The following is a 17466-nucleotide window of genomic DNA, read 5'->3' on the forward strand; positions in this document are numbered from 1 at the left end:
CATTATCAACGATGCGACATCCCCGGGCAAAGCACGGGTCATTGCAGCTACCGCTTAGGCCAGTAAGGATAGCATGTTGATCTCGGGATCTAGGCCGGCGGCGTCTTGCGCGAAATCGTCGAGGTGAAGTCGAGCTGCGAGCGGCAGTCGCTCTACGCAGCAATCGGGCAAGTCGTGAGTACCCTCGGCGATCGTTGCCGGCTAGTGACGACATGGTGGGCGAACTCGGCGCGTCCCGCCCTTCGTCCGTCCCACATTAGGTAGGCGAACATGAAACAGCATGTCCGAGCGGCGTCAGCTGCGGTCGCGTTCGCTTACCATCGCCGCTGCGATGTCCTCGGCGTGTACGAACGCGAAACCAAAACGTGGAACGAGATTAGTGTCGCCGTATGCGGAAGACAAGTGGACGGATATGACCACGACCGTGAATGCCAGGTCAGCGGCTTGTTACCGTACTTATATCACCACGGCGCGAAATCGCCTTGGATATTGAACCCCGGGAGTTCGGACATATGCATCGGCTATGAGGACGACTCATTGTCCTTCTTTTCGGTGAAAATCATCAGCGGTCACGTTCAGGTATTTGATTGCCGCCAAGTCCTGCCCTTCACATACACAGTATGGTGGAGAGACGCGCAATCCGATAGCTGCTGATGCCCCTCGGTTCGCCGAGCCGAGTGATTTCTACGGCGGAGTTAGGCCGGGACGACGCTGAACTGGAGAACTGCGAGGCGGCCGGCGACGCTGGAGCTGGCTTCCGCGTCTCTCGTTTCCGACGCTCCAATAGCTTGACGGCGGAAGCGCTTCTGGCCCAGATCACCGTCGCCAAATATGCAAAATGGCGAGCCGCTTTACCGTAAGACCGTATGTCCGCCTCTGCGGATGAGGTGGCTCGCCCTACACTGCGCGTCCGAGGGTTGCTCGGGCGGACCGAGCCGATCCTCATCACAGGAGGACGAGCCGTGGCAGATTATAGGGAAGCATTCGTCGGAATCGATGTGGCCAAGCTGAGAAATGCCATCGCGATTGCTGACGCGGGCCGGGAGGGGGAGGTTCGGTTCTTCGGTGAGGTCGATGCCTCGGCCACCAACATGCGCCGCGTCTTAGGGCGGATTGCTAACCGGTTTGATCGCGTGCACTTCTGTTACGAAGCCGGCCCGACTGGCTATGGTCTTTATCGCCTGATCCGGTCGCTCGGCCACCAATGCACGGTGGTGGCGCCATCGCTGATCCCAAGGAAGCCGGGCGATCGTGTGAAGACGAACCGCCGGGACGTCGTTTCTCTCGCCCGGCTGCTACGCGCCGGCGAACTGACGGCTGTGTGGGTTCCCGATGAAGGTCACGAAGCGATGCGCGACCTCGTTCGCGCCCGATCGGCAGCGGTTGAGACGCTGCGGATCCACCGGCAGCAGGTGAGCGCCTTCATGCTCAAGCATGGCCGCACCTATCCCCGCAAAAAGGGCTGGACGATGCGCTATTTGCGTTGGCTCCAGGAAGAGCAGTTCGATCACCCCGCACATCAGATCGCGCTACAAGAAATGGTCGAAGCAGTTCGCGTCGCCAGGGACCGGGTCGACCGGCTCGAGCGCACGATCGAAGAGTTCGTCTCGACCTGGTCTCTGGAGCCGCTCGTGCGGGCGCTTCAAACATTGCGCGGCGTCGATCTGGTCGTCGCGATGACATTCGCGACCGAGGTTGGTGACGTGAACCGTTTTGAGAGCCCACGTCAACTTATGGGTTACCTCGGCCTGGTGCCAAGCGAACGATCGACGGGAGAGTCCGTCAGGCGTGGCGGCATCACCAAGGCCGGCAACGGCCGCGTTCGCCACATGTTGGTCGAAAGCGCCTGGACATATCGACACCCGCCGAAGATCGGCAAGGCAAAGCTATACCGGCTCGAGCAGACGTCGCCAGCAGTGCGAGAGATTGCTTGGAAGGCGCAGAGCCGCTTGACAGCCCGCTACCGGAAGCTGGCTGCGCGCGGTAAACGAACGACGGTGGTCTGCACCGCTATCGCCCGTGAACTGGTCGAGTTCATGTGGACGGTTGCCAGGCAAGTGATCGATCTCCTCGAACAGCTGGCGGCGGGATTTAATCAAACCTTTGCCGCCATGGCCGAGCACTACGACACGACGATTTTGCCGACCCGCAGCCGCAAGCCGCGCGACAAGGGCAAGGTTGAAGGTGCGGTGCTGATTGTCGAGCGCTGGATTTTGGCACGGCTGCGGCCTTGGCGCCGCTGCCGAGCGAGCCGTTCGAATATGCCGAATGGAAAACGGCCAAGGTCCACCCCGATTATCATGTCGAGGTCGACAAGGCCTTTTACTCAGTGCCGCACCGGCTGATCGGTCGTCAGGTGGACGTGCGGCTTACCTATCGGGCCGTCGAGATCTTCCAGGATCACCGGCGTGTCGCCAGCCATGCGCGTCGTTCCCAGCGCGGCGGCCATGTCACGGTGAACGAGCACATGCCCAAGGCTCATCAGCGTTACGCCAATATGACGCCGGCGAGCCTGATCAAGATGGCGGTCCGGATTGGCGTCAACGCCGCCACGCTGGTCGAGCGGTTGATGCGTGAGCGCCCGCATCCCGAGCAGGGTTATCGTTCCGCCATGGGCATCATCGCCCTGGCGCGGCGTTATGAGCGTGATCGGCTGGAAGCAGCCTGCGAGAGGGCGCTCGCTATCAACGCGATCAGCTACTCCTCCGTGAGCGCCATCCTCAAGTCCGGGCTCGACCGCGCGAGCCCTGCCACCGAACCCGTCAAAGCCACGCCCACCCACGCCAACATCCGTGGCGGGGCCTACTATCAATGAAGGAAAGGACCATCGTGATGCTGACCCACCCGACCCTCGACCAGATGCAGGCACTCGGCCTGGCTGGAATGGCGGCCGCCTACCGGCAATTGGCCGAACAGGACAATGCCGCCGATCTCAGCCGGGAGGAGTGGCTTGGCCTGATGCTCGATCGCGAAGCCGCCACGCGTGCCGACAAACGCCTGACCAATCGCCTGGCCGCAGCAAAGCTGCGCTTCGTCGACGCCTGTATCGAAGATATCGACTTCGCGTCCCGCCGCGGGCTTGATCGGCGTAACACCCTGCAGCTGGCGCAAGGCGCCTGGCTCAAAGCCCATGAGAACCTCATCGTCACGGGGCAGACCGGTACCGGCAAAACCTGGCTGGCCTGTGCCTTCGGACGTCAGGCCGCCAGGCTCGATTACTCCGTCCTCTACTTGCGGATGCCACGACTGTTCGAAGACCTCGCCATGGCCCGCCTCGACGGTCGCTTCCCACGTCTGATCGACAAGCTCGCGCGTGTCCAGTTGCTCATCGTCGACGATTGGGGCACCCACACCCTCAATGACCAGCAGCGTCTCGATCTCCTGGAAATCTTCGAAGAGCGTTACAGGCGTAAATCCACCCTGATCACCGCCCAGCTGCCCGTTGCCCAATGGCATGACATGATCGGAGAACCCACCATCGCCGACGCCATCCTTGACCGGATCATCCACAATGCGCACCGCATCGCCCTCGAAGGCGACAGCATGCGGAAGAAAAGAGCCGCGCCCCCCTTGACCTGCGCCGAAAACATCGAAACCGATCCCAACTGACTTCAATCAGGCAACCGAAAAGCCCGCCGCAGCTGCACTGTCCGCGATTTAGCGAAACTGCTGTCCGTTAGTTAGCGGAACCTCTGTCCGGTTTTTGCGAAATACGCACACCCTCGCGCATGTATCAAACCGCCTGTGTAAAGGGGCTGCGTCCGCTTGTCTGCCGTGGCTGATCGTAAGAGCACGCTCGATCTGAGAATGGCGCAAAAAAAGAGATAGCCATTTCATTGATCGTCAGAGCTGCCTATCAGTGACCAAGTTAGCGACACGATTGCTGAGGACCGACAATGGGCGCGGACGACACCGGCATTGCGCCTTTCACGAGTGACTCATGGTCAATTGGCATAGGTCCGAGTGTGCACCCCGGGGTAACAATATAGATCGGCTTGCTCAGCAGTCATACGTCTATGTCTTCACCCTCCATCGCACCGCGCAAGGCGGCCCTCGCCGGAGCGATACTCTTCTTCCAGCGCCTTCATCCTGCGAGCGTCGGAGATGTCCATCCCGCCATAGCGCGACCGCCACTTGTAGAACGTCGCATCGCTGATGTCGTGCTTACGGCAAAGATCGCTCGCCGACATCCCGGCGGCGTGTTCCTTCAAGACCCCGATGATCTGCTTCTGTATTCGGTCTGCTTCTGTCAATCCCTTAAGAGCGCGTGCCGCGGGTATCTTGCTTCTGTTCGTGGTCGGCAAAGCCGCCACACGATGGGATTCGGTTGAATGGTCGGTTCAAGCTGTTCGGCGTAGTCACCCGACCTGGAGGGTGGACGCCACGACAGATCATACGAACTCGACCATCCCCACGCCCCGCGACGGGCGTCTCTTGGGATGACGATGGCGTCCTTACGCCACCGCCGTCCATCGGAATTCGGTTCCATCAACCCACATTCGGTGAAGGACGGCAGCCATCTTTCTGGCCAGCGCGACCTTCGCACGCTTGCTTCCTTGCCGGTGGGCAACACGCACCGCCCAGGCCTTCATCGGAGACCATCGGGTTGATGGCCTGAGAACGACGTTGGCAGCTTCGAACAGGGCTGTGCGCGTCTCTCCATCTCCGACTTTTGTGATCCGTCCCACCCGATCAACCTCGCCAGATTGGTATCGCCGGGGCGTCAACCCGAGATAGGCGCCGACAGATTGGGAATGCAGGAATCGCCTGGGATCGTCCACAGTGGAGCGGAAGGTCAACGCAGAGACCGGGCCGATTCCTGGCATCGTCATCAAGAGCCGACAAGCCGGGTCACTGCGCACGGCCTTCAGAACCAGACGATGCAGTCGGGCGTACTCCCGCATCAGCGCTTCGCGTCCGGGAAGCAGTGGATTCATGATCGCCTCCAGCAAGGCGTCATCGCCGACCAACTCACGAACTCGCGTCGCGAACAGAGTCCGCGAGACGATTCCGACTTTGAGACCGAGCGGACGCAGAAGTCCGCGGATGACTTGCTCTGTGGCAGCGATGGAGCGGACGATATGCTTGCGAGCCGCGGCCAGCGTCTGCGCCCTTTGGCTGCCGATGCTCTTGACGTGAACAGGCTTGAACCATCCCGTTCTCACCACCTGCGCGATCCCACGGGCGTCATTCCGATCGGTCTTCACCGGCATGGCCGAAAGCGCCGCCTTAACTTGGCGGGCTTCCAAACTGACGGCCGGCAGCCCCAGTTCGATTAGATTTGCGGTCAGCCATTCTGACGTCGGTCCTGCCTCAAGGCCCACCCGTTCAACTTGACCAGCCCATGGTTCGAGGTACTGCACAATCGATGGCGCGTCCGCCAACGTCGTTCCCTCCCGGATAAGCTTTCCGGTCTCGTCCACCGCACATACCGCAACGGAATTCAGCGAAACATCGAGGCCGACGTAGATCATGACGTTTCTCCTTCGGATAGAGTTGGTGGTCCATGATCGTCAGTCAAAACGTGCCGCGCAGCAAATAGGTCAGGCGATCGGGACCGAATACCCCATCTCTTCCGTGAACCTGCCTTTACGCATCGCCTGTCTTCTCGGTGGAGGACAGAACCCTAACTCAAAACCGAGGGCGTTTCAGGGGAGCAGGTCACTTCTGTTTCTGAAACCAGCGCAGATAACTCCAGCCCTTCTTGCGGGGATAGGTGCGGCCGTGCTGGGGCATGAACGCGCGCACCTGTTGCCGATGGGACCCGCAGCGCTTCAACCGCTGCCGCTCGGGCGCGAACGAGATCGCGCATTGCCTCGGGCCTTCATCGGGAACCCATATGGTGCCACCACCGTGCATTCACGGCCGAGGAACCGGATCAGGCGATAAAGGCCATAGCCAGTCGGGCCGGCCTCGTAACGGAAAAGGCATCTGCTAAACATCTGATAAATCTCTGGCCGAAATTGGCTTGATCGGCACCCGAGCCGTAAACTCTCCGCACCGCTCAACGGGCTGACTTGTGGCATTGGACAGGATTTGCGCAAGTGTGTGATGACAATATCGTCCTTGACAAAAGCCCATACCAGTACGGCAGGCTAGCTTAACACTGTTGATCGAGGTCGTGTGGCTATTTCTCTCTAGAAACTTCGTGACTGCAGAACGTTTCACATCCTCGCATCGACAGATCACAGTTCCATCGCTTGCCAGATCAGACAGCGCTCTCATGTTAGGTTGAAAAAATTTCGCGACTCGATCCGAGAATTTCCGATTACGCTTCGTCTGCGACAGGTTACGGCGGATCAATCGATCATCTCGCCGCTGCGGGATCAAGTCTTGCACAATCATTAGCCCCGCGAGTTCGCCTTCAGTACGAGCGCTCGCAGCGCCGCGGATGCCCGCTGGTTCTCCCGCCACGTAGACGTTTCTAACAGTGGTACGCTGAAATCCATCATGCTTCACTATCCAGCCGCCATTTCGGCTATCCCATTGTGTTGCACAACCTATCTGGCGGCAAAGCTCAGTGGACGGAAGCGATCCGAAGCCCGTCCCGAGAATATCCGTTTCAAACACACGGTGCGCTCCGCTCGGAATCCAATCGCGATCACAATCTGACAACGTAACGTGAGTCAGTCCCTCCTCGTTACCGCGAGCTTCGACCATAATCCTCCCGAACCGAATCGACACACGCGCTTTTGTGAGTTTGTAAAGAGAGCTAGCAGTCTCTTTAAAAATTGGAACATTCCCAGGAACGGCGAGCAATCCATCCAAGATCTCTCGAAAACGAGGGCGCGACCTCGCGATTGCAACTTCCTGTATCTCCGCACCGGCCGCGAGAAGCATATCGGCAACGAGAATAAGAAGCGGGTGTGATCCCGCCAATACGAACCGCCGCCCAAGCAAGACATTTTGGCTCCTGAGCAGCGTCTGGATCGCTCCCACCCCCATTACGCCAGGAAGCGTCCATCCCGGGAAAGCTACTGGCATTTCATAGGCGCCGGTGGCCACCAACGTCTTCCTCGCCAAGACGGTTGTTTTGTTTGTACAAACGCGGATTCGATCCTCGTCGGGAAATATGCCCCAAACTGTCTGTCTGAATCGCCAGTCTATGCGCGACTCGGCCTCCGCCTTTCTCACTAATACATCGCCAAAGGGATAGAGACGGCAAGCGGGAGAGTTCACTTGGACGGAGGGGTGCGGCGGCTGTCGAAATATCTCCCCCCCTGCCCGTCCTTGCTCATCGAAAACAACGACGGATAGGTCGTTTCGACAACATTCAAGCGCTGCGGACATACCGGCCGGACCTGCACCAATGATGGCCACGTCAAAACACTTGTGATCAGCCATCAGTCTTGTCTCCGGTCTCGACGGCCATCCCGGGCTCGGCATCAATCATGCATGCCCTTATGTATGACGTCCCATTCACAGTAACCATGCAGTCGAAACAGACCCCCGTATTGCAGCATGGCGCACGCGGCTCATTGCTAACGACCGACCGACGAAAGGATCGCAAGCCGGACGCAAGGAGGGCGGCAAGCAAAGTATCACCGCGGTGGCAAACGACGGAATTGCCATTCACGGATAGTTCTATTTCCGAACCGCGTGAACCCGTGAGGTAATGCCCATTAAGCATTATTTAGACTCACGAAGCGGCCGGGATCGAAGCGCGACACGTCGAGATCAACAGGCTTCTCCAAGATCTTGCTTGCAAGTACCCGCGCGTAGGTGGGCCCGAGCGTGAACGCGGATCCTCCTGTTGCAATGAAGAGATCCGAGCGGCGCGGCAAGGCTCCGACAAGAGGCAATTGATCGGCAACGAGCAAGGTTGCACCACTCCATATGCGAAGGACCGGGATCTCACCAATCCTCGGCACCACCGAAACGGCGGCGCGCAAATTGCCCTGAATCGATGAAGGCAAGATTTCGGGCGGCAGATCCAGATCATAAACTCCGCCTGTCTCATGCAGCCGTGCGGGCCATCCCCCACCTACCAGAATGGTACCCTCGGCCGATTGATTCAATGATAGACGCCGTCCTGCATGTTGGATGAGATGCTTGATAAATGGCGCCACTTGGACCGTTGCCGCCATCATCAATCCGATCGGCACGACTGGAAGGGCAATCCCTGCCATAGCGGCGATGCGAGCCGACCAGGGACCTGCAGCAATGGCGACCTTACGCGCTAAGATTTCGCTCCCGTCGGAAAGGGTTGTCCTCCAGCGGCCCCGTTGTTGTTTCACGCCGGTCACGGCTATACCCGCCCGGATCCGTGCTCCAAACTCCTCAGCAACTTTGGCAAATGCCAAAGTGGCGCCGCGCGGATTCGCCTTACCCTCTAGAGGGCAAAGCGCCGCTGCAACAATTGCCGAGCTGAGATAAGGTGCTCTCCGGTGAATCTCATCGCTCGAAAGCATTCGATTCTCCAGCCCATAACTGCGCTCGAGTTCGGTTTTTCTCTCCAGGAGCAGCGCCTGCTCGTTCGTTTCCGCAAGCATCATTCCGCCACTCTGCAAGACGCCAACATTCTCACCTATTCTAGTGCTCAGCAGGCTCCACTCCCGCGCGGCATCGAGATGTAGTGGCAGGGCCTCAGCCGCCTTCTTCGCTGCATCCAGTCCGTGCTCAATCATTCGATATTCGAGCTGGAAATGGAGGCTGCCCGCATTTCGCCCGGAGGCGTGCTGGTTCAGTTGGTCTTTCTCAACAAGACACGCGGTGCTCCCCGAACACACCAAGTAATACGCCAGTGCCGAGCCTAGCAAGCCGCCGCCGACCACTAGGCAATCGACTGTTTCAGGCATCTTCGTTCACAACCTCAATCCCGAGGCGCTGGAGCGTGTCCGCGACGCGCCGAACCTCCTCGGCAGCGAGATCAAGAAGGGGCCTGCGAACGTACCCAGCAGGGACACCCCGCAACCGCAGAGCAGTTTTGAGAATTGCCTGCGCATTACCAAATGCACCAGCGTAGTCCTTGTTAAACAATTCGCGCATGATGATCCGGTCGCGCTCCCCGAGCACCACGGCTCGCTGACGGTCGCCCTCCTGAATCGCACGCCAAAAGTCCGGATGCCCGGATCCCAGGATACCGCCAGCTCCCATGAGCCCATCCGAGAGACCAAGACCCGCAATGTCCGCTCCGAGCTCGGAAGTGGGCATGTTGAAGTAACGCACTTTTCGACCCAAAGCATACAGGCCGTCCAGGAAGGCGGAGAAATTTCCAGTCGAGTTTTTTATAGCAACGACGTGATCTATATCGGAGATCTCGCCAAGAGTCTCTATATCCATGTCGACGACACAACCGCGGGGCCAGTTGTATACACAAATAGGTATGTCGGTTGCGTCTGAAACTTCGCGGTAAAATTGAACAAGCTCGCGCCTGTTTGGCACAACATAGGGAGGCGGCGTCAGCAGAATGCCGTCCAGTCCAGCCCTCTCCGCGGCCCTGGCGTGACGAATCGCCTCATCTGCCGTGTAGGCGTTACAACCTCCCAATGTCGTGATGCGGCTATCGATACCGCGGCTGGTTTGACTAAATAGTTCACTGCGCTCGTTTTCGCTCAGACTAAACCATTCACCCGACGTGCCAGCCACTACGACACCATGCATTCGCTCGGTGACATACCAATCTAGCTCCACCGCAAAGTCGTCCCACGCGATAGATCCATTCTTGCGAAAGGGGGTGGTGATTGCAGGAATATAACCGAACCAACTCACACTATTTCTGTCCATAGCCCTTCCCGGTTCAAAGTTCTCACGGCGTCGGCAGTGCAATCGATAGGACAACTTCCGCAATCTCCTTTCCATATTTTTTTACGGATGCCCGGTGATCCAACCAGTGCTGCCGGCCCGATTCGAACAAAACGTCTCCCGCTCCAGTTCGAGTTGATACGGGAGCTTCTCTCAGCTTTCCTCAAGGAAGCTAAGCGCGGATGAGTCACATTGCGCTCAACCTGGCCCAATCATTGCTGCCGATAGACCGAATCTGCGAGTGCTTTCCCACAAAGAAAGCCCCTTGGGAGCGCAACCTCCCGTTTATGCGCCTCCCGATCATCCGTCCTCTCGCGGTGCGCGCCACTCCAATTGATAGCCACTGGCTGTACCCACCCAGAGCAACAGATCTTGATTCCAATTCACGAAGAATCCTCCTTCCAAGGCCGCGTTGATGAAAGGCGGGATCTGACCCGGATGCGCGTCAGCTCTGCGACATCACGATCAACAGCTTTCAATCCTCCCATTGCAGCGAGCCGAAAAGCAATATGCGCAATGGTAAAGTCGTCACCTGACCGAATGTATGCTTTCCCGATATCGCGTAAATCATCGGCGCACGCCCCGTCCGGGCGCACCAGCATCCGCAAACGCGCTTCTATGTAGGCGCCATACAGCATCGCTATCTCCTGGTGCGAACCTACGAAAGACTGCTTCGTTTTGGGACATCGACCATACGTCCCGACTATCGGACGGCTACAGGATCTCGTCACTAGACAATTGCGTCGGATCTTTATCAATACCGCGCCGTCAATAGCCGTTGACAAAGGATGGCCTCAACACACTCCTCCGCTTCGGCGCCGCTAACTGAATGGCCCGGCTCAATGGTATATTTTAACGCCGTATTACGATGCATTCGGGTGAACTGATCTAACGCACGAACACAGGATGCTCGCAGCTTTCCGATCTCGTAGCCGTGGCGTTCTACAGCGGACGAAACAGTCGCAGACCTGGGAAATGCCGCCCCCCCCCCTTCTAACCAAGTTGGGTCGAGTTCACCACTCCCGTTATCTGGCACTAGCCAGCGGAATACCTCGCGAATGCAGGCTTGGGGATAGTAGTCAGATAGTCGATATATGTCCCTATAAAATTGCGGGCTCTGGTGAAAGAGTTCTTCACCCATGAGAAGAACTGAGACAGCCACCATGCGAGCAGAAAAGCGGCCGCTTGGACCAAGCCGATTCTTGTAGGGATTTTTTACATAGTGCGCACGAAAATGCCCAAACAGATCGGGCGACATCCGCTCATAAAAGCGGGTCAGAACATAAATTGCCGAGTCAAGGTGCTTCAAGCATCGCGTAAGACATTGACGCGCATCCACGTCGATCGTATCGCGCAACTCAAGCAGAGCATCCATCGCTGATTGTAAGTCGCCCTCGATCAGTTGATGGCCCAAACAAAAATCTCGCTCCTCGACCCCGGCCGCTCCGAGACAATATAAGCGCGGGTCGCTCTGCAACGGATTCGTGAGAATGACATCTTCATAGGAGAGGACATCAATGCTGGGCTGCTGCTGACAGCTTAAGCGTGCGAGGCGGTTTAGCGGGTCGCCCACCGTCCGCCCGGCGTCCATCGGATTAAGACCCGCAAACGCCGACATCTGATACAAACAATTGACAAGATAATGGATGTCGGTCTTGGCGATGCCAAAATCGGATTGCGGTAGGCTCAGCAGCTGAGCATCATAGTCCGCCTTCGAAAGTATTGCGTTGATGCTGCGGCCAAGGAGCCGGACCGCCTCATTTGGTTGTTCACTGCATCTAATCTCCGCAACGCGGTGCGGCAGTTCATCGGTGACAAAATCGCTGAGCAGGCCAAGCGGGCGTTTTCGCTGCCGGCCAGCAATGCTAACGGACTTGTGCGAAAATAGCCCCTGCGCCGGGTGCGGCGACTGCTCGCGAGTGGAAATGGAGAAATTCGCGGTGAGCTGAACGGGTGGGTTGGTATTCATCTGGTCTGCCTCCGGGGCGCATATACTCAGCAGCACGTTGCAATAAAGCGCGAACGACAGCAGCGATCGGGGATCGGCGGTCGGCGCCCACCCGTGTCCAGGTCGCGGGCCTGCGCCATCATCATCGATGGCGACGACCTGATTACCATTGAGGAGGTCTAGCAGGTCTTGCACCGCTGGCGCCAAGGCAATCTCGGAATCGAGCCCCGCAGCCAACCGTTCGTGAAATTTGACCAATGCCAGGCTTCCGGGCTCGAGCCTCCGGTCGCGCAGTGAACTGGGGTACGGCGCGATCTCCAACTGCGAATGACCCTGCTTGCCAGTCTCCTTAATTACAGCCCCCAACGTCATAAAGCGCGCAGCCTTAGGTGGATCTGGCTGGGCGTCCTTCAATTTGGAACTGACAACAAGGAAGCTTGGCATCACACGAGACTTTCGGTGATTGGAGCCGCTCCAATGCGGCCGCAAAGCCCGTCACCGCGATGATTTCGAATGTTAAGCCGAATAGCAGCTTCCGTAAGCTGCAAATTGTTGTAGTTGACCGTTTTTCGGGCCGAATCGCTTTAGATCAACGTCCCCTCGATCGGAGCGCGCCTCGCCAGAGCATTGCCGGCCTTGGGGATACCGTCGGATGGTGGCGCCGCTCGAATGCTCCAACGGCACGAGACCGAGAAATGACCCGCTGTCCGTGCTGCCGCGCGCCTCGGCATGTGATCGGTGAGGAGACCTCACGGCGGCTCGATGTCGTCTCGGCGCAATTCCGCGTGATCGTCACCCATCGTCCCAAATATGGCTGCCGGGCCTGCACGGATGGCGTGGTTCAGGCGCCGGCACCGAAGCGGCTGACAAGGGCGGGTTGCCGACTGAGGCGATGGTCGCCCATGTGCCGGTCGCCAAATATGCTTGGCACCTGCCGCTGTGCCGGCAGGTTCAGGTGCTGCTGGCGCAAGGTATTGACATCAAGCGCTCGGTCCTGGCGTTCTGCGGCCATGCGGCCGTGGAGCTTCGTCCGCTCTGGCTCAGGCTGCGCAGATCATTCTGACCGCGAGCAAGATCGCGGTCGACGAGACAACAGCGCGGGTGCTCGACCCCGGCCGCGGCCGCACCAAGAAGGGCTTCTTCTGGGCGATCGCGCGCGACGATCGGCCGTGGGGCGGGGCCCACCCGCCGGCGGTGGCCTACACTTACGCGCCCGGTCGCGGCGCCGTCCACGCCTTCAAGCTGCTCGACAGCTATCGCGGCATCGTGCAATGCGAGGGCTATACCGTCTACAAGACCGTCGCCGACACCGGGCCTGACGCGGCGATCACGCTCGCCTTCTGCTGGGCTCATCTGCGGCGCCGCCAGGACGGCCGTATCCCTCCGGCGGTGACCGCCTTGTGTAGTTTGCGAGGCGGCCTGAGGATTTGACCTTATGTATGGTCCGGCCGTGCGTTGCGAGAAGATTCGTCGAATTGGCGGCGGCGGTCTTGCATCAATGTTTCCGGCCTCTGATTGGAGCGCATTTATGCTCCGGGCCATCATGGATATCAGCGCGCGTGCGTTCTGATTAGTCTACAGGTCTCGAACGGGCCATTAAGGTCACCAGTATTCGCACGCGCTCGGAAGACCGATCCTCCATTTTGTCTTGTCTTCTCGCAGACCTCGGCTGGAGACTGTTGATGCGGCTATGTCATCGTCTGCTCCTGATATTGCGTAGTTCCTTTGTTCGGACCAAAGGGCCGTTCCTTCGTCCCGGCCTGCGGAACGTCGATCGCGTCGCGCGCAGGGGCGGTCAAGGCCGGCCGTCGCCCTTGGCTTACGGCTGGCTGGATGTCGCCAGGCTGCGCCTTGACAGCGCCGAGCACGGCGCGAGGATCAGGCGGGTCGGACGTTTGCATCGTCGATCCTCGTCAGCTCGAAGGCGCGTTCTTTGGCGAGCACCGCCCAGGCGATGCGGGCCAGTTTGTTAGCGAGTGCGATTGCGAGCACATTGTGGTGTAGCCGCTTCTTGGCGGCTTCGATCCAGGATGTGAGCCCGTAACGTTCCCAGTTCTTGATCTTGACCAGCACAACCCAGGCCGCCTGCACGAATAGAACGCGTAGGTAGCGATTGCCACGCCTCGAGACTTTGCCAAGGATCGTGCGGTCTCCCGTCGAGATCTGTTTGGGCACCAGTCCAAGCCAGGCGCCGAAGTCGCGGCCTTTGGAGAAGACGTCTCCAGTGCCGATTGCAGCCACCATGGCACTCGAAATGATCGGCCCGATGCCAGGCACCGTCATTAGGCGCGAACATGCCTGATCTTGACGGGCAATTGCTTCGATCTCTTCGGATAGGCCAGCGATGCGCTGATCCAGTCGGCGCCAATCGACTGCCAACTCCTCGATGACACGCAACATGCGCGGCGACAGCGCATCGGTGCGCGTGGCAAGAATGGTGGGCAGTTCCGTGCGTAGGAAGCCGATGCCCCGTCGCAGGGCGATCCCGCGCTCCAGCATGAAGGCGCGAATCTGGTTGATGATGCCGGTGCGTTGCGACACCAGTCGCTCGCGCACACGATGCAATGCCTGCAGATCGAGCTGCTCTGCGGTCTTGGTAGCGACGAATTTCATCGTCGGGCGCTGCACGGCTTCGGCAATCGCTTCGGCATCATTGAAGTCGTTCTTCTGTCCCTTGCTATAGGGCCGGACGTATTTGGCCGGCATCAACCTGGCATCGTGACCGAGCGATGCGAGCCTGCGGCTCAGGTGATGTGCGCCGACGCAGGCTTCCATGCCGATGAGGCAACGCGACATATTGGCGAGCCGTGCTTCCACTTGGCCACGCGACCACTTTTGCCGCAACACGACGGCGCCGCGCGCATCGTGACCTACGACGTGGAACGAGTTCTTGCCGATATCGATGCCAATCACGCCGATCGCGGTATTCGGTGTAGACATGGTGTGGCTCCTTGTCTTTGACGCCCCTTGCCAGCTTCGTTTACTGGCGGGGCAGGATCACGGCCGGACCATCCCATTAGTCTAGCTTTAAGGTCACGTCGGGAATGCAGGTCAATCTGTTGGGCGCCGAGCGTCGGCGGCGATGGAGTTACGACGAGAAGGTCCGCCTTGTCGAAGAGACCTTGCAGCCCGGCGAGACGGTCTGCGGGGTAGCACGCCGGCACGGGGTGGCTCATAGCCTGCTCTGGCGTCGACAAGCGCGCCGGGGGCAACTGGCGGAGATGCTGCGCCTGCTCTTGTTCCCGTCGAGATCACACCTGTAGCGGCTCCGGTCTCGAGCGGCGCACCACAACTGGCGTCTTCACCGCCTGCGCAGCGTGCAAGGGCTGGAATCATCGAGATCGAGCTCGGGGCCGGTTGTCGTGTTCGCGTTGACCGTGACGTGGACGTTGAGGCGCTGCAGCAGGTTCTTGAGCTCTTGCGACGACGATGATCCCGATTCCGAGCGGCGTCAGGGTCTGGATCGCCACTGGCCACACCGATATGCGTCGCGGCATGCGAAGCCTGGCTCTCACAGATCAGGAAAGCTTGAAGCGCGATCCCCATGCCGGCGATCTCTACATCTTCCGGAGCCGCAGCGGCGATCTGGTCAAGATTCTTTGGCATGATGGGTTGTGCATGTCGCTCTATGCCAAGCGCCTGGACCGAGGCAAGTTCATCTGGCCTTCGGCGTCGGACGGCGCGGTATCGATCTCAGCGGCGCAGATGGCCTATATGCTGGAAGGGATCGACTGGCGGAATCCACAACTGAGCTGGCGACCGAGAAGCGCGGGTTGAGCACAAAATCCAGCAGATTTTGCATTTTGGGGAATCCCAACGCTTCCAATCTGTGATTCACTGTGCCGCATGGATGCTGAGCGCGACGCTGTTCCGGATGACGTTGCCGCCCTGAAACAGGCGCTGGCGGTCGAGCGCGCGAAGGCTTTGGAGGTCGCCGCTGAACTCGCGGTCGCCCGCGCGAAAGCGTCTGAGGACGAAGCGCTGATCGCCCAGCAGAAGCTGCAAATTGCCAAGCTAAAGCATCAGATCTACGGCCAGCGGTCGGAGCGTTCGTCGCGCCTGATCGAGCAGTTGGCCTTGACGTTCGAAGAGCTGGAAAGTGACGCCACTGAAGACGAGCTGGCGGCAGAGCGCGCTGTGGCCAAGGCGACGACGGTGCGTGGATTTACGCGCAAGCGCGGCGAACGCCAGACGTTCCCTGAGCATCTCCCACGCGAGCGGGTGGTGATCGAGCCGCCGACGGCTTGCGAGTGCTGCGGCGGCAACCGTCTGCGCAAGCTCGGCGAGGACGTGACGAGGACACTGGAAGTGGTACCGCGCCAGTGGAAAGTGATCGAGACGGTCCGGGAGAAGTTCTCCTGCCGCGACTGCGAGAAGATCAGCCAGGCCCCGGCGCCATTCCATGCCGTCGCACGGGGATGGGCCGGCCCGAGGCTGTTGGCCATGATCATGTTCGAGAAGTTCGGCCAACATCAGCCCTTAAACCGCCAGGCGGAGCGCTACGCCCTGGAAGGCGTGCCGATCGCGCTGTCGACCATGGCGGACGCCGTGGGATCGGTCTGTGCGTCGCTGGATCCCCTGCTGCGCCTGGTCGAAGCCCATGTCCTGGCGGCCGAGCGCCTGCATGCCGATGATACGACCGTGCCAGTGCTGGCCAAGGGCAAGACCGATACGGCACGCTGCTGGATCGACGTCCGGGACGACCGGCCGTTTGGCGGCGCCGGGCCGCCGGCGGCGATGTTCTACTCCCGCGACCGCAGGGGCGAGCATCCCCAGGCGCATCTGGCGGGGTATGCCGGCATCCTGCAGGCCGACGCCTATGACGGGCACAACCAGCTCTATCTGGCGGGACGCCACCCTGGACCGATCCGGGAAGCGGCGTGTTGGGTCCATGCGCGGCGCCCATTCTTCGCCATGGCCGATATCGAAGAGAATGCGCGGCGCAAGGCCACCGGCAAGAAGGAGATCCCGCTCTCGCCCATCGCGGTCGAGGTCGTGCGGCGGATCGATGCGCTGTTCGAGATCGAGCGCTCCATCAATGGCAGGAGCCCCGAAGAGCGTCTGGAGATGCGACAGACGCTGAGCCGGCCTCTGGTCGAGGACCTGCAGGTCTATATGCAGGAGCAGCTCGCCAAGCTGTCCCGCAGGCATGACCTGGCCAAGGCGTTCAACTACATCCTGAAGCGGTGGGCGAGCTTCACGCTGTTCCTGGAGGACGGACGAGTCTGTCTCTCGAACAATGCCGCCGAAAGAGGCTTGCGAGGCATCGCTCTTGGACGAAAATCCTGGTTGTTCTGCGGCTCTGATCGCGGCGGACGGCGCGCGGCTTCCATGTATGGCCTGATCATCACGGCCAAAATGAATGGCGTCGATCCACAGGCCTGGCTCACGGATATCCTTGCCCGCATCGCCGCCCACCCAGCTCACCGGCTGGACGAGCTTCTGCCCTGGAATTGGACGCCGGCAGCAGCGTTCTCCGCTCGAACGGCATGACCACGCACGTCAACAAGGTTCATCACGTCACCACCATCACCCAGGTCGCAAAGGACCTCGGTGAAGACGAAGACTGGCTGCGCGACATCGCCATCGAAATGGAGATCGAGGACGGCCTGATCTGGGTCTATGGCGTCGGTGAAGATGGTGTTCAGGCGTTCACCGACTTTGGCATCGAAAACCTGATCGAGCTCGTCAGGTTCTACAAAGAAAACCCCAAGCTGCTCACGCGCTGGCAATGGGAATGATCCAATCAGCCTGCGGCCTACGCCGGATGCGTA

General features: G+C 59.6%; 11 protein-coding genes and 7 pseudogenes. 9 read left to right on the plus strand and 9 right to left on the minus strand.

What is annotated here, in order from left to right:
- Positions 1-866: 866 nt before the first annotated feature.
- From I6F38_RS22545 to istB, 3 genes and pseudogenes are all read left to right on the plus strand, one after another.
- Positions 867-2057: pseudogene (locus I6F38_RS22545) on the plus strand (IS110 family transposase); the annotation flags it as partial.
- 42 nt (positions 2058-2099) lie between these two features.
- Positions 2100-2815 (plus strand): annotated as a pseudogene (locus tag I6F38_RS22550) (IS21 family transposase); the annotation flags it as partial.
- A 17-nt stretch (positions 2816-2832) separates the two neighbouring features.
- Positions 2833-3609, plus strand: coding sequence for an IS21-like element helper ATPase IstB (gene istB / locus I6F38_RS22555; protein ID WP_225161871.1), 777 nt, complete (start codon positions 2833-2835; stop codon positions 3607-3609).
- A gap of 458 nt (positions 3610-4067) precedes the next feature.
- On the opposite strand, the pseudogene I6F38_RS22560 reads toward istB, so the two are convergent.
- From I6F38_RS22560 to I6F38_RS22600, 8 genes and pseudogenes are all read right to left on the minus strand, one after another.
- Positions 4068-4253 (minus strand): annotated as a pseudogene (locus I6F38_RS22560) (transposase); the annotation flags it as partial.
- A 201-nt stretch (positions 4254-4454) separates the two neighbouring features.
- Entirely contained in the window at positions 4455-5474 is a 1020-nt protein-coding gene (locus tag I6F38_RS22565; protein WP_225161846.1) for an IS110 family transposase, read from the minus strand.
- A gap of 190 nt (positions 5475-5664) precedes the next feature.
- A pseudogene (locus I6F38_RS22570) lies at positions 5665-6026 on the minus strand (hypothetical protein); the annotation flags it as partial.
- Positions 5935-7344: an NAD(P)/FAD-dependent oxidoreductase gene (locus tag I6F38_RS22575; protein WP_225161847.1), complete on the minus strand. Its 1410-nt coding sequence runs from the start codon at positions 7342-7344 to the stop codon at positions 5935-5937. The gene I6F38_RS22575 and the pseudogene I6F38_RS22570, both read right to left, overlap by 92 nt.
- A 278-nt stretch (positions 7345-7622) precedes the next feature.
- Positions 7623-8798 (minus strand): FAD-dependent oxidoreductase, encoded by a 1176-nt coding sequence (locus tag I6F38_RS22585; RefSeq protein ID WP_225161849.1) that lies wholly within the window; start codon positions 8796-8798, stop codon positions 7623-7625.
- Positions 8791-9726 carry a dihydrodipicolinate synthase family protein gene (locus I6F38_RS22590; RefSeq protein WP_225161850.1) on the minus strand — a complete coding sequence of 312 codons (936 nt, stop codon included), beginning with the start codon at positions 9724-9726 and terminating at the stop codon, positions 8791-8793. Before I6F38_RS22590 ends, I6F38_RS22585 begins: the two co-directional genes overlap by 8 nt.
- Positions 9727-10127: 401 nt before the next feature.
- Positions 10128-10382, minus strand: a complete 255-nt coding sequence (locus I6F38_RS22595) for a hypothetical protein (RefSeq protein ID WP_225161851.1) — start codon at positions 10380-10382, stop codon at positions 10128-10130.
- A 116-nt stretch (positions 10383-10498) separates the two neighbouring features.
- Complete coding sequence (locus I6F38_RS22600) at positions 10499-12136, minus strand: hypothetical protein (RefSeq protein WP_225161852.1); 1638 nt, start codon at positions 12134-12136, stop codon at positions 10499-10501.
- Positions 12137-12387: 251 nt separating this feature from the next.
- Between I6F38_RS22600 and I6F38_RS43770 the strand changes: the two are divergent.
- Both I6F38_RS43770 and I6F38_RS22605 read left to right on the plus strand, forming a co-directional pair.
- Positions 12388-12459: pseudogene (locus tag I6F38_RS43770) on the plus strand (hypothetical protein); the annotation flags it as partial.
- A 125-nt stretch (positions 12460-12584) separates the two neighbouring features.
- Positions 12585-13123: pseudogene (locus tag I6F38_RS22605) on the plus strand (transposase).
- Between the two features lie 447 nt (positions 13124-13570).
- On the opposite strand, the gene I6F38_RS22610 reads toward I6F38_RS22605, so the two are convergent.
- Positions 13571-14632, minus strand: coding sequence for an IS110 family transposase (locus I6F38_RS22610; protein ID WP_225161853.1), 1062 nt, complete (start codon positions 14630-14632; stop codon positions 13571-13573).
- 104 nt (positions 14633-14736) lie between these two features.
- Between I6F38_RS22610 and I6F38_RS22615 the strand changes: the two are divergent.
- The 4 genes and pseudogenes from I6F38_RS22615 to I6F38_RS22630 all read left to right on the plus strand — a co-directional run.
- Positions 14737-14886, plus strand: a pseudogene (locus I6F38_RS22615) (transposase); the annotation flags it as partial.
- A gap of 235 nt (positions 14887-15121) precedes the next feature.
- On the plus strand, positions 15122-15469 hold the full coding sequence (gene tnpB / locus I6F38_RS22620; RefSeq protein WP_225161854.1) for an IS66 family insertion sequence element accessory protein TnpB: 348 nt from the start codon (positions 15122-15124) through the stop codon (positions 15467-15469).
- A 69-nt stretch (positions 15470-15538) separates the two neighbouring features.
- On the plus strand, positions 15539-17185 hold the full coding sequence (locus I6F38_RS22625; protein ID WP_225161855.1) for an IS66 family transposase: 1647 nt from the start codon (positions 15539-15541) through the stop codon (positions 17183-17185).
- Entirely contained in the window at positions 17182-17433 is a 252-nt protein-coding gene (locus I6F38_RS22630; RefSeq protein WP_225161856.1) for a hypothetical protein, read from the plus strand. Before I6F38_RS22625 ends, I6F38_RS22630 begins: the two co-directional genes overlap by 4 nt.
- Positions 17434-17466: the final 33 nt, after the last annotated feature.

The sequence above is a fragment of the Bradyrhizobium sp. BRP56 genome (genome assembly GCF_020194035.1).
GTDB classification, from domain to species: domain Bacteria; phylum Pseudomonadota; class Alphaproteobacteria; order Rhizobiales; family Xanthobacteraceae; genus Bradyrhizobium; species Bradyrhizobium australafricanum.

Excerpts from the sequence above, each read along its gene's own strand:
- I6F38_RS22610 (WP_225161853.1), bottom strand. The coding sequence starts at position 14,632 with ATGTCTACACCGAATACCGCGATCGGCGTGATTGGCATCGATATCGGC.
- tnpB (WP_225161854.1), top strand. The coding sequence starts at position 15,122 with ATGATCCCGATTCCGAGCGGCGTCAGGGTCTGGATCGCCACTGGCCAC.
- I6F38_RS22585 (WP_225161849.1), bottom strand. The coding sequence starts at position 8,798 with ATGCCTGAAACAGTCGATTGCCTAGTGGTCGGCGGCGGCTTGCTAGGC.
- I6F38_RS22630 (WP_225161856.1), top strand. The coding sequence starts at position 17,182 with ATGACCACGCACGTCAACAAGGTTCATCACGTCACCACCATCACCCAG.
- I6F38_RS22625 (WP_225161855.1), top strand. The coding sequence starts at position 15,539 with ATGGATGCTGAGCGCGACGCTGTTCCGGATGACGTTGCCGCCCTGAAA.
- istB (WP_225161871.1), top strand. The coding sequence starts at position 2,833 with ATGCTGACCCACCCGACCCTCGACCAGATGCAGGCACTCGGCCTGGCT.
- I6F38_RS22575 (WP_225161847.1), bottom strand. The coding sequence starts at position 7,344 with ATGGCTGATCACAAGTGTTTTGACGTGGCCATCATTGGTGCAGGTCCG.
- I6F38_RS22565 (WP_225161846.1), bottom strand. The coding sequence starts at position 5,474 with ATGATCTACGTCGGCCTCGATGTTTCGCTGAATTCCGTTGCGGTATGT.
- I6F38_RS22600 (WP_225161852.1), bottom strand. The coding sequence starts at position 12,136 with ATGCCAAGCTTCCTTGTTGTCAGTTCCAAATTGAAGGACGCCCAGCCA.
- I6F38_RS22595 (WP_225161851.1), bottom strand. The coding sequence starts at position 10,382 with ATGCTGTATGGCGCCTACATAGAAGCGCGTTTGCGGATGCTGGTGCGC.
- I6F38_RS22590 (WP_225161850.1), bottom strand. The coding sequence starts at position 9,726 with ATGGACAGAAATAGTGTGAGTTGGTTCGGTTATATTCCTGCAATCACC.